Genomic DNA, 13,644 nt, shown 5'->3' on the forward strand with positions numbered 1-13,644 from the left:
TCTTCATATTCGTTAAAAACGAAAAAAAATGCTAACTACTTAAAACACTTTTAATAAAAGTAAAAAAATATAAATGAAATCTAGACATCTACTATTACCTTTATTATTAATATTATTATCCTGTTCTACCAAACACAAATATGAAGGTGTGGCTTATGATGAAACTATTCCTAACGATTGGGAAAACCCAGAAGTTTTCAGAATTAACAAAGAAGCACCAAGAGCTTCATTTATTCCTTATAAAACAATTAAACAAGTTAAAAAAGATGAGGTAGCAAATTCACCTTTTTACAACTCTTTAAACGGTATTTGGAAATTTAATTTAGCTAACAGTCCATCAGAAAGACCCTTTTACTTTTTTAAAACAGATTATGATATTTCTGACTGGAAAGACATTATAGTACCAGGCAATTGGGAAACACAAGGCTTTGATATTCCAATTTATACTAATGTAAAATATCCGCACGATAAAACTCCGCCCAAAATCCAATCTAATTACAACCCAGTAGGCTCATACCGGAAGGTTTTTAATATCTCTAAAGAGTTGTTAGAAAAAGATGTGATTTTACATTTTGGCGCTGTAAGCTCAGCCATGTATGTATGGGTTAATGGAGAAAAAGTTGGCTATAGCGAAGATAGTAAAACACCAGCAGAATTTAATATCTCAAAATACATTATAGAAGGAGAAAATCAATTAGCAGTAGAAATTTATAGATGGTCTGATGCTAGTTATATAGAAGACCAAGATTTCTGGAGATTGAGTGGTATTACAAGAGATGTTTATTTATTATCTAGAGATAAACTGCATGTTAAAGATTTTTGGTCTCAAGCAAATCTTGTAAACAACTATAATGATGGTAAATACTCTTTAGACGTAATACTTTCTGAAGCTGCTCAAAATAATAGTAAAATACAGTTTGAACTTTTTGATGCTAATGGTAATGAAGTATTAAATGAAGAAAAGCCCGTTAACAAAGAAACGGTTCAATTTAATAAAACGATAGAAAATATAAACTCATGGAATGCAGAAAACCCATATCTATATCAATTAGTTATTACTCTTAAAGATAATAATGAAACCGTTATAGAACGATTAGGTACTCAAGTTGGTTTTAGAAGTGTAGAACAAAAAAACGGACAATTACTTGTAAATGGCAAAGCTATTTTAGTAAAAGGGGTTAATTTACATGAACATCATGATAAAACAGGCCATTATGTAGATAAAGAAACCATGTTAAAAGATATTAAAACTATGAAAAGTTTTAATATTAATTCTGTAAGAACATCACATTATCCGCAACCAGAAGCTTTTTATAAATTATGCAATCAGTATGGTTTATATATTGTAGATGAGGCAAATATTGAATCTCACGGTATGGGAGCCACTAATCAAGCTCCATTTGATGAGACAAAACATGTTGCTTATTTACCAGAATGGGAAGCTGCTCATATAGATAGAATAAAAAACATGGTAGAAAGAGATAAAAATATTCCATCTATCATTGTTTGGTCTTTAGGAAATGAATGTGGTAATGGAAAAGTCTTTTATGATGGATATGATTGGATTAAAAAAAGAGATACAACAAGATTAGTTCAATTTGAACAGGCAGGTGAAAATAGAAATACTGATATTGTTTGCCCAATGTATCCTGGTATTAATAGTTTAAAAAAGTACGCAGAAAATAATACCGACAGACCATACATTATGTGTGAATATGCACACGCTATGGGTAACAGTGTTGGAAACTTAAAAGATTATTGGGATGTTATAGAATCTTACCCTGTGCTTCAAGGTGGTTTTATTTGGGATTGGGTAGACCAAGGCTTAACAAAAAAGGCTGAAGATGGAACAGAATACTGGGCTTACGGAGGGGATTTTGGACCTAAAGATGTCCCATCAGATGGTAATTTTTGCTTAAACGGGTTAGTTAATCCAGATAGAGCACCAAAACCATCATTATGGGAAGTAAAAAAAGTATACCAAAATATTAAGTTTAAAAAACATTTAGAAAATTATGAAATTGAAAACAACTTCAATTTTACAAACTTAAACAAGTTCAAATTTGCTTATAAATTTGAACTAGATGGCCAAATAATTCAAAAAGACACTTTAATTAATATAGATGTTGATCCTTCAAAAAAAGGGACATTAAATATTAAAACTCCAAAAATATTTGATAAATCTAAAGAACTCATATTAACTATATCAGCACTTACTAAAATCAATTCTGGATTACTTGAAAACAACCATGAAATAGCTTGGGAACAATTTATTATCAATTCTCCAAAACACATAAATGTTTCTAAAAAAGGCACTAGCACAACAATTAAAAATAATGTAGATAGTGTTATAGTAAGTAATGATCATATTAAAGTCGTTTTTAATAAAACTACAGGAATTATAAATACTTTAAGTTATGAAGATGGTTTAAACATCATAAAAGATAATAAAGGCTTTACTCCAAACTTCTGGAGGGCACCAATTGATAATGATTTTGGAAATGATTTACATAAAAGAAGTCGTGTTTGGAGATATGCTACTAAAAACAGAAAATTAGCAAACATAGAGGTAAAAAACAAAAGAAACAATGCTCTTATTACGGTAAAATACGACTTATTTAATAAAGAAAATATCATAATAGCAGAGTTTCAAGCTCATTATACTATACATGAAGATGGCTCTGTTTTAATAAAAAACACTTTTAAAAAGAAACAGAATAATTTACCTGATTTACCTAGAATAGGAATGAATATTGAGCTTTTAAAAGAATTTGATGTTATTTCATGGTATGGAAGGGGGCCCTTTGAAAATTACTGGGACAGAAAAACCGGTGCTAAAATTGGATTATATTCCGATAAAGTAGAAAATGTAAACTGGGATTATATTCGTCCTCAAGAAAATGGAAACAAAAGTGATGTGAGGTGGTTTAGCATTAATAATAATAATGGAAAAGGAATAAAAATTTATGGTTTACCAACAATAGATTTTAGTGTACATCATTCAATCATGGAAGATTTCGAATCTTTAGAACGTACTGATGGCAGACAACAAGAAGGCGACTTAGTAAAAAACAGACATTCCATTGATGTTAAAAAAAGAGACTTAACAAGTTTAAATATTGATTACAAACAAATGGGTGTAGGTGGTGATACTAGTTGGGGAGCACAGACACATGATGAGTATAAATTATTAGATACTATTTATACGTATTCATTTTTAATTATTCCTCAGAATTAATACAAATTAAAGAGTTGAAAATATTTCTAATTAATAAAGTAAGATTAATTTTTCTATTAGCATTAATCCTATTAAGCTTCGTTAATTGTGAAAAAAAAACAAAAAAAACTTCTGTTTTAAAATTAGAACTAGATGTAAATAAAACATTCCAAACTATTAAAAACTTTGGAGCATCTGATGCTTGGTCAACTCAATTTTTAGGAAAAAATTGGCCAAAAGAAGATAAGAATAAGATAGCGAAACTTTTATTTAGTAAATCAAAAAAAAAGGACGGAAGTCCCGAAGGAATTGGTTTAACTGCTTGGAGATTTAATATTGGTGCAGGAAGTGCAGAACAAGAAAATGAAAGCCAAATAAAAGATGAATGGAGAAGAACAGAATCTTTTTTAACTAAAAATGGTAGTTACGATTGGAATAAGCAATCTGGACAATTATGGTTTTTAAAAGCTGCAAAAAACTATGGAGTCAACACGTTTATAGGCTTTGTAAATAGCCCACCTGTTTTATATACTAAAAACGAAAAAGCTTGGTCTAACAATGGATTTTCATCTAACCTTAAAAAAGGCTATTATAAAAAATATGCCGATTTTTTATCAGAAGTAGTAAAAGGCGTTGCTAATAAAACAGGTGTTACTTTTAATTACGTAAGTCCATTTAACGAACCTCAGTGGGAATGGAAATGCTGTAAACAAGAAGGAACCCCTTGGAATAATAATGAAATATTCAGTGCCGTAAAAGAAATTGATAATTCCTTCAAAAATAATAATATTTCTTCCAAAATTGAAGTTACAGAAGCTGGTCAAATAAACGCTTTATATACAGAAACTGAGAACCCAAAAAGAAGCAATCAAATCTCATATTTTTTCGATAAAAACTCGGAAGGTTTTTTAGGAAACATTAAATCAGTATCTCAAAAAATTGCTGGGCATAGTTATTTTTCTACATGGGATTTAAATAATTCAATAAAAACTAGAACATTATTAAACAATAAAATAAAAGATATAAATCCTGAATTAGAATATTGGATGACAGAATATTGTATTTTAGAAAACAATAAATTAATTAAAGGCAATGGTAGAGATTTAGGCATCGATTCAGCATTATACACTGCACGAGTTATACATTCTGATTTAGTTTATGCAAATGCCTCTGCATGGCATTGGTGGTTAGCAATTAGTCCATATAAGTATAAAGATGGATTAATTTATATAGATAAAGACAAGTTTGGAGGAAACTATTATGAATCTAAAATGCTATGGGCACTTGGGCATTATTCTAGGTTTATTAAACCAGAAATGAAACGTATTTCTATTTCGAGGTTAGATAATAAATCTGCAACAAAAACCATAAAAGGTGTTTTACAATCAGCTTACATGTCTAACAATGAAATTGTAATTGTTTTTGTAAATCAACTTAACAAAACACAAAAAATTAAGCTTTCAGGAATACCAAAAGAATACAAAATAATGAAAGCATACCAAACAACTAAAGAAAAAGATTTTAATTTAAAGAAAATAGAGGACTTAAATCTTAATGAAGTATTTAACCTTCCTGAAAATTCTTTAATGACCTGTGTTTTAAAAAAATAATTATGTTCAAATTTATAAAACAATCGAAAAATACTCAAATAATAAAACTTTCGTGTTTTTTTCTAATACTAATATTTAGTAATTGTAAACAAAAAGAAGTATCTAAAATTATAAGTACTGAAGAAATTAAAATAACTAACCCAGTTATTAAAGGTGATTTTGCAGATCCTTCCATCGTTAAATTTGAGGGTAAATATTATATATATGCAACTATTGACCCTTGGGGAGGTGAAGAATTGGCTGTTTTTGAATCTTCAAATTTTATTAATTGGCAACAAAAACATATTAATTGGCCAACAAAAGAAGCATGCACAAGTCCTACATCAAATTCTAGTAGAGTTTGGGCACCCTCTGTTATTCAAGGAAAGGACGAGAAGTTTTATATGTATATTTCGGTAGGCAGTGAAATATGGGTTGGAATTAGTGAAACCCCTTTAGGTCCTTGGAAAAATGCTAAACTAGACAACAGCCCTTTTATTAAAGGCGACATGTTTCCTAAATACCACATGATAGACGCTGAAGCCTTTATAGATGATGACGGACAAGCTTATTTATATTGGGGTTCTGGACTAAAATGGGTTAACGGTCATTGCTTTATTGTTAAATTAAATGAAGATATGGTTTCGTTTAATGAAAACGATATTAAAGATATTACACCTCCAAATTATTTTGAAGCGCCATTTATGTTAAAGAAAAACGGAAAATATTTCCTAACCTATTCCGATGGAAAATGTACCAACAGTACTTATAAAGTAAGATATTCCATAGGCAACACTCCTTACGGACCATGGAAAGAAGGTAAGAATAGCCCTATTTTATCAACATCAAAAGATTCAACAACATTAGGACCAGGTCATCACACCATTTTTAACGAAAACAATCAAGAATACATTTTATATCACAGAATTACAGACAACAACGAAACTCTTTTACGTGAAATAGCAATTGATAGTTTGAACATTGAATCTAAAGATGTTATATCAAAAGTAAATCCTAAAGGTGCAATTATTAGTTTTATCAAAAAGTAAGTGAATTACTAATGAAAAAAAATAAAACAACATACAACCTTAAAAATCATCTATTATTGATAGTGTGTTTTATTTGTTTAGTTTCATGCTCAAAAACTATTTCGCATTCTAAAATTGGTAAAGGTTGGAGTAACAATTCTATAAACACTGTAAAGTTTAGAAAAAATGCTCTAACAACGTTTGAAGACATCCAATTTACAGCTTACTACGATAACGATAGTTTTTTAGTTTTAGGAAAAAGAAAGTTAAATTCTCCATCATGGATTTCAGTAAAAACACCTTACAAAGGAAACATAAAAGACGCTCACAATGCGATTAGTATTGCTGTTGATGGTGATGGTTTTTTACATGTTAGTTGGGATCATCATAACACATTACTAAGATACGCCATTTCTAAAACACCGTTAAGTTTAGATTTAGGAGAAGAAATTATAATGACTGTTAAACAAGAAGACAAAGTAACCTATCCTGAATTTTATAATTTACCCAATGGAAATTTAATATTTTTCTACCGTTCTGGCAAATCGGGAAGAGGTAATTTAGTGATTAACGCTTATGATGTTAAAAGCAGAAAATGGACACAGTTACATCATAATTTAATTGACGGCGAAAACAAAAGAAATGCTTATTGGCAAGCATGTGTTGACAATAAAGGAGTTATACATATTTCTTGGGTTTGGAGAGAAACTTGGGATGTTGAAACGAACCACGATTTATGCTATGCGAGATCGCTAGATGGTGGCAAAACTTGGGAAAAATCTACTGGAGAAAAATACAAACTACCTATAACTTTAGCATCGGCTGAATATGCTTGGAAAATCCCTCAAAACAGCAACCTTATTAATCAAACAGCTATGTGTACCAATAAAAATGGAGAACCATACATAGCAACCTACTTTAATGAAAACGAAATCACTCAATATCAAATTGTTTATTTAGAAAACGGTTATTGGAAAAAAACAAATTCAGCCTTTAGAAAAACATCTTTTACTTTAGGTGGAGGTGGCACAAAAAAGACCCCTATTTCTCGTCCAGATATTTTAATAAATGATTCTAAAATCGTTTTACTTTTTAGAGACCAAGCAAGAAACAACAAAGCATCTTTAGCTTATACAGATATAAAAGACATAGCAATTTGGAATGTATTAGATTTAGATGAAAAACCTCTAGGAGAATGGGAGCCTAATTATGATATTTCCTTATGGAACAAAAAAAGAGAACTAAATATTTTTTTTCAAAATGTAACTCAAATAGATGGTGAAGGTATTGCTAACAATAAACCATCAGATATAAAGGTTCTACAAATAAAAAATCTTTCAAAATTAATAAATGAATAAAGTTATGAATCAAAAAAAATGGTTTTTGTCCTTTCTTTTAATATCTATTCTTTGCAGTGGATGTAAAAACCCCACAAAAGAAAACAAGGATCAATTAAAACAAGAAACTTCAATTAACCAATCTAAAGAAGAAGTTATCTCCATTATTAATAAAGTAAATAACAAGTGGCAAGAAAGTCATCCAAATCCAGGAAATTCTTTTTGGCATGTATCTGCCTATCATACTGGAAATATGGAAGCTTATAAAGTAACTCAAAACAAGAAATTCCTTGATTACTCTTTAGCTTGGGCAGATAAAAACGAATGGATGGGAGCTAAATCTCAAAACAAATTAGAATGGAAATATAATTACGGCGAAAATGATGCACATGTTCTATTTGGAGATTGGCAAATTTGCTTTCAAACCTATATAGATTTATACAATTTTACAGGTAAAAATGATGCTTATAAAATAGCTCGTGCTCGTGAAGTTATGGAACATGAAATGAGTACCAATAATAATGATTATTGGTGGTGGGCAGATGGATTATATATGGTAATGCCTGTAATGACAAAACTTTACAAAGCAACAGGTAATGAAAAGTATTTAGAAAAACTAGAAGAATATTTAACATATTCTGATAGTATAATGTATGATAACGAAGCAAAACTTTATTACAGAGATGCTAAATATGTATACCCTAAACATAAAAGCGCTAATGGTAAAAAAGATTTTTGGGCTCGTGGTGATGGATGGGTTTTTGCTGGTTATGCGAAAATTATTCATGATATGCCCGATAATGCAAAACACAAACAAGCCTATATTAATAGGTTTAAAGCTATGGCTAAAGCTTTAGCAAACTCACAACAACAAGAAGGTTATTGGACCCGTAGTATTTTAGACGCACAACATGCTCCTGGGCCAGAAACCAGCGGGACAGCGTTTTTTACTTATGGTTTTTTATGGGGAATAAATAATAATATTTTAGATAAAGAAACCTACACTCCGGTAATTAAAAAATCGTGGAATTATTTAAAAAATAAAGCCTTGCAAGAAAATGGTACGGTTGGTTATGTGCAACCTATAGGCGAAAAAGCCATTCCAGGACAAATTGTAGATGTTAATTCTACAGCAGACTTTGGAGTTGGAGCTTTTTTATTAGCCGCAAGTGAAATGCATAGATTTTTAGAATAAAAACGAATGAATTTAAAAATAACAAATCAAAATAAAATGAATTTTAAACACTTAATACTTTTTGTATTTATAATAAGTCTAATATCATGCAACACAAAATCGGATAATGGTAATGAATATGAAAATTATCTATTTACCTATTTTACAGGAAATACGGGCAATAAAGAAGCTATTCGATATGCTTTAAGTAATGATGGTTATAATTATTATGCACTTAACAACGATGAACCAATTATAAGTTCCGAAAAAATAAGCTCTACAGGTGGTGTTCGCGACCCACATATTTTAAGAGGTGCAGATGGAAAGACTTTTTATATGGTAGTTACCGATATGGTTTCTGCTAATGGATGGAGTTCAAACAGAGCCATGGTATTATTAAAGTCTACAGATTTAATTAATTGGACCTCAAGTGTGGTTAATATTCAAAAAAGATTTGAAAATCAAGAAGATCTATTACGTGTTTGGGCGCCACAAACTATATACGATCCTGTTGCAAAAAAGTACATGATTTATTTTTCAATGAAACATGGAAATGATAATGACAAAATATATTATGCTTATGCTAACAAAGATTTTACCGACCTAGAAAGTAAACCAAAACAATTACTTTATAAAGATGGTGCTTGTATTGATGGTGATATTATACTTAAAGATGGAAAATATCATCTTTTCTTTAAAAATGAAGATGATGGCGCTAAAGGAATTATGCAAGCTGTATCAGATAGTTTAACAAGCGGTTACAAAATGCTAAATGGCTATATGAACGTTACAGATAAGCCCGTTGAAGGCTCGGGTATTTTTAAAATGATTGATTCCAATAAGTATATCCTAATGTACGACATGTACACTTCTGGTAAATACCAATTTACAGAAAGTACAGATTTAACTAATTTTAAAGTTGTAGATGATGCCATCTCAATGAATTTCCACCCAAGACATGGTACTATAATCCCTATAACTAAAACTGAAACAAATTTATTATTAGAAAAATGGGGAGGCATTAACAAGTCATCATTTCTAGGTTTTAATTCAGAAAAAATCAAAAAAAACAATGTGGTTATAGATGATGTGAATGAATCCATTTTTATCCCCGTAAAACATGGAACAGATTTAAAAAGTTTAAATCCAGATATAACACTTGTTCCATGGATGTCATCAACTTTTGTAGGCCCTCAAGATTTCTCAAATGGAAACATTAATTATACAATCACATCAGAAAATAATCAAAAAACCTATAAAATAATAACTCAGGTAAATAACAACCCTGTTTTAGATGGCTTTTATGCAGACCCTGAAATTATATATTCTAATAAAACAAATAAATACTACCTCTATCCTACTAGCGATGGTTTTACAGGGTGGTCTGGCACCTATTTTAAAACCTTTTCTTCGATTGATTTAGTAAACTGGACAGATGAAGGAGTTATTCTTGATTTAAAAAAGGACGTTTCATGGACAAACCGAAACGCTTGGGCACCAGCAACTACAGAAAAGAAAATAAATGGTGAGTACAAATACTTTTATTATTTTACTGCAGCTCAAAAAATAGGTGTAGCAGTTTCTGATAATCCTGCAGGCCCATTTATTGATTCTGGTAAACCATTAGTTTCAACAACACCAAAAGGAGTAAAAGGCGGTCAAGAAATTGACCCAGATATATTTATTGATCCTATTTCTGGCAAAAACTTTTTGTATTGGGGTAATGGCCATATGGCCTGCGTAGAGTTAAATGACGATATGGTTTCCATTAAAGAAAACACATTAAAAATATTGACTCCAGACAATACTTTTAGAGAAGGCACAGAAGTTTTTTATAGAAAAGGATTGTACTATTTCTTGTGGTCTGAAGACGATACCAGAAGCCCTAATTACAGAGTAAGATACGCTACTTCTAGTTCACCAACAGGACCTTTAACAATTCCTAAAAATAATTTGATATTAGAAAAAAAACCAGAAGATGGTATTTATGGCACTGGTCATAATAGTGTTATTCAAACTCCAAATACTGATACTTGGCATATTGTTTACCATCGTTTCAACAGACCAAACGGCATAACAATGGGCGATGCTGCTGGTTATAACAGAGAAGTTTGTATTGATTTATTAGAATTTAATGCTGATGGCAGTATTATTCCTGTAACACCAACACTTAAAGGGATTGACACTTTGAAATAATTTTCAATATCAAAACCAAAAGGCAGAATACAAATTTAAATTTATCATTTAATAAAGACAAAAGATCTTTTTAAACTCTTTAAATATAATTATGTTTTTCACTTAAGAAAATACCAATACATCATGTTTTTTCGCAAAAAATAACAATATGCTAAAACGAACCGTTATATATCCTAATTTTAGCTGATTTACACCCTATAACTAAAACTGTTTTTGTCTTGATTTGTTATATCTGTTATTTTCTACAGATATAACAAATCAACTATTATTAAATAATGAAAAATAAAGCACTATCTACTAAACTAATTCTACTTCTAGTACTAGCAATATCACAAATAAATGCACAAACCAGTACCAGTAGTAATCTTGTAGTTCAACCACCAGCTAACAGAACATTATTTTACGATGTAAGTTCTGTGGGAGTTCCAAAAACATTATTATGGGGTTTGGATACAGCATGGCCAAGTGAAGAAAATTTTAGAAGAGGAATTGCCTTTATGGGAGCCGATAAAGTTGATGTAGTTCGTGTTTCTTATTTCACAGAAAAAGCATTAATTAATGGAGAACTTGACCCTGTAATTAAAGCAGCAATTGATAAACGCCTTAATTACATTGCTTTATTAGGTCGACCCATGCAACTAACAATGAATAGTGTTCGTAACTCTGTAGATCCAAGCTATGGCACTCAAGGTAATTATAATCCGGTTACCTGGGCTGCAAATATTGCAGCTACTATTAGCTATTATGAAGCTGCAGGTCATGATGTAATTTCATTAGCACCTTGTAACGAATGCGATCTTGGAACATCTAGTGGAAATGGAGATAAACCATTTAACGCAGCACTTATTACAGAACTACGCAAATTACCAGAACTAGATGGAGTACGAATTTCTTCTAGCACTTTGAATACAGATCAGGCATTACCTTGGTACAATTACCTAAAGTCAAACCTAGATGAAGGTATTACCCACCAGCTTGCTGGAAGTTTTGATAATTATGCGAATTTTTTTGAAACAGTAAAAAGTGATGGAAACTATGCAAATAATGACGAATTGCATAATGTAATAGAAGCTATTGTAGGACTTGAACATGGTTTACAAATGGGTATTTGGTGGGGAACACCAGAATATACAGGAGGTAAATTTTTAAAAGCATCAAACGGGTTCAGGTTAGGTTATGCCGAACACCGCTCAAATTGGACAGCGGCTTCTGTATACCGTAACCAAGATGGTGATGTTGAAGCATTTCTTGGTGCTTCAGAAAGACAGGCAGTAGCAACATCATACAAATTCATTTCTAAAGATAGAGCAGTTTACTATGATGGACATGGACCACAAAGAGAGTTTTTTATGCAAATGCCAGGAGGTACTGGATACCACCAAAACCAACCAAATGCAGAACGCATCATAAATATTCAATGGGGAGATGATATACAACCTGCCATAAGTGGAATGTATAAATTAGTTAACCGTGAAAGTGGCAAAGTAATACAAGTTGCAAATGGCTCGACTAATGATGGTGCTAACCTAGAAATAGGTACAGATACAGGACAAACTTATCAACAATGGGAAATGAAACATATCCCTTCGAACAAAGGTGGTGACTTTACCTTTTATAAAATTGGTTTAGGTAGTAATATAAGTAAGAAAATAGCAGTTAATGGTCCTAATCTTAATAATAATGGTAATATTATAACATATGCGGATAGCGATGGCATAAATAGAGATTGGTTTATAGAATACAACGAGGATGGTTGGTTTTTTATAGGAAGTCGACAAAGTGGAAAATTTTTAGATGCCGCTTCTACGTCTGAAAACGCCAATATTCGCCAATGGGAGAAAAAGGATGGATTAAATAGTTATAGTCAACAATGGCGTTTTCTTCCTATCGATGCTCCAGTAGAGTTTAATGCACCAAGCGCTCCAACTAATCTTGTTGCCATAGGTAATGCAGAATCTATCCAACTTAATTGGAATGCAAACTCTGAAAATGATTTATCAGGTTATAACATTTTTAGATCAGATACTGCAGGGGGAGCATACAGTACCATTGCACGCAATGTTACAACAACCTCTTTTGTTGATAATACTACAACCATGGGCGGACAATACTTTTATAAAATTAAAGCTGTCGATAATTCTTTAAATAGCTCTTCATATTCTAATGAAGTTTCTGCAACCGCAAATGGGACAAATACAATTCTGGCTCATTATGAATTTGAACAAAACATTTTAGATACATCTATAAATCTAAATTATCCAGCATTATCTGGTACTGTAACTTATGAAACAGGAGAAATTGGTTCAAATTCGGTAGCACTAGACGGAAATGATTTTTTACAATTACCACCAGACATAGCTAATCAAGAAGAAATAACTGTAGCAACATGGATATACTGGAATGGTGGTAATAATTGGCAGCGTATTTTTGATTTTGGTAACGACCAAAATGAATTCATGTATATGTCTCCAAACTCTAATACAGGGAATTTACAATTTGGAATAAATAATGGTAGTGGTTTACAAACTTTAAATTCAACAGAAGCATTCCCAATAAATCAGTGGTCTCATGTAGCAGTAACTTTAGGTGCAACATCAACTCGATTATATGTTAATGGAAACTTAATTGATGAGTCTAACGCAATAACAGCAAGACCTATTGATTTTAAACCTACATTAAATTTTGTTGGTAAAAGCCAATCTTTGAACGATCCATTATTAAGAGGTCGTCTTGATGATTTTAGAGTGTACAACTACGAGTTATCTACTCAAGATATTGCAAACCTCTATAACAAACTATCAACTAAAGATTGTGGTAACAATTGTATTGAAGGTTTATCCTTCTGGCCAATACCTGCTAATGATGTCTTACATTTTAACATTAAAGAGAACGATAATAGTTTAACATCAATAGATGTTTTTGATATAAATGGGCGAATTTTAATAAACCAAAGCTTTACAAATAGCAAAAAAGGAGACGTAGATGTTTCTATGTTACCTTCTGGCATGTATATACTTAAATTAAGTAAAGGAGAAAAATCAACTGTAAAAAAACTCATAATAAAACACTAGTAATTTATAAATAGAAAAACTTAAAACTATCT

7 protein-coding genes are annotated in these 13,644 nt (G+C 31.0%); all 7 read left to right on the forward strand.

All coding sequences use genetic code 11. From position 1 onward, the window contains the following. Positions 1-73 precede the first annotated feature (73 nt). On the forward strand, positions 74-3,238 hold the full coding sequence (gene lacZ / locus ACH5TW_RS07825) for a beta-galactosidase, LacZ type (protein ID WP_439335950.1): 3,165 nt from the start codon (positions 74-76) through the stop codon (positions 3,236-3,238). Between the two features lie 14 nt (positions 3,239-3,252). Further along, entirely contained in the window at positions 3,253-4,827 is a 1,575-nt protein-coding gene (locus ACH5TW_RS07830) for a glycoside hydrolase (RefSeq protein WP_439335951.1), read from the forward strand. A gap of 2 nt (positions 4,828-4,829) precedes the next feature. Next, entirely contained in the window at positions 4,830-5,855 is a 1,026-nt protein-coding gene (locus tag ACH5TW_RS07835; protein WP_439335952.1) for a family 43 glycosylhydrolase, read from the forward strand. Between the two features lie 11 nt (positions 5,856-5,866). Beyond that, entirely contained in the window at positions 5,867-7,192 is a 1,326-nt protein-coding gene (locus tag ACH5TW_RS07840; RefSeq protein WP_439335953.1) for a BNR repeat-containing protein, read from the forward strand. A 4-nt stretch (positions 7,193-7,196) separates the two neighbouring features. Next, positions 7,197-8,366, forward strand: a complete 1,170-nt coding sequence (locus tag ACH5TW_RS07845) for a glycoside hydrolase family 88/105 protein (RefSeq protein ID WP_439335954.1) — start codon at positions 7,197-7,199, stop codon at positions 8,364-8,366. 6 nt (positions 8,367-8,372) lie between these two features. Beyond that, a complete protein-coding gene (locus tag ACH5TW_RS07850) occupies positions 8,373-10,541 on the forward strand; it encodes a glycoside hydrolase family 43 protein (RefSeq protein WP_439335955.1) in 2,169 nt (722 codons plus the stop codon). Positions 10,542-10,816: 275 nt separating this feature from the next. Beyond that, a complete protein-coding gene (locus tag ACH5TW_RS07855; protein WP_439335956.1) occupies positions 10,817-13,612 on the forward strand; it encodes a LamG-like jellyroll fold domain-containing protein in 2,796 nt (931 codons plus the stop codon). Positions 13,613-13,644: the final 32 nt, after the last annotated feature.

Origin of the sequence: Thalassobellus sediminis (genome assembly GCF_044386045.1) — a bacterium.
In the GTDB taxonomy this organism is placed as follows: Bacteria; Bacteroidota; Bacteroidia; order Flavobacteriales; family Flavobacteriaceae; genus Thalassobellus; species Thalassobellus sediminis.

Excerpts from the sequence above, each read along its gene's own strand:
- lacZ (WP_439335950.1), top strand. The coding sequence starts at position 74 with ATGAAATCTAGACATCTACTATTACCTTTATTATTAATATTATTATCC.
- ACH5TW_RS07850 (WP_439335955.1), top strand. The coding sequence starts at position 8,373 with ATGAATTTAAAAATAACAAATCAAAATAAAATGAATTTTAAACACTTA.
- ACH5TW_RS07840 (WP_439335953.1), top strand. The coding sequence starts at position 5,867 with ATGAAAAAAAATAAAACAACATACAACCTTAAAAATCATCTATTATTG.
- ACH5TW_RS07835 (WP_439335952.1), top strand. The coding sequence starts at position 4,830 with ATGTTCAAATTTATAAAACAATCGAAAAATACTCAAATAATAAAACTT.
- ACH5TW_RS07845 (WP_439335954.1), top strand. The coding sequence starts at position 7,197 with ATGAATCAAAAAAAATGGTTTTTGTCCTTTCTTTTAATATCTATTCTT.
- ACH5TW_RS07855 (WP_439335956.1), top strand. The coding sequence starts at position 10,817 with ATGAAAAATAAAGCACTATCTACTAAACTAATTCTACTTCTAGTACTA.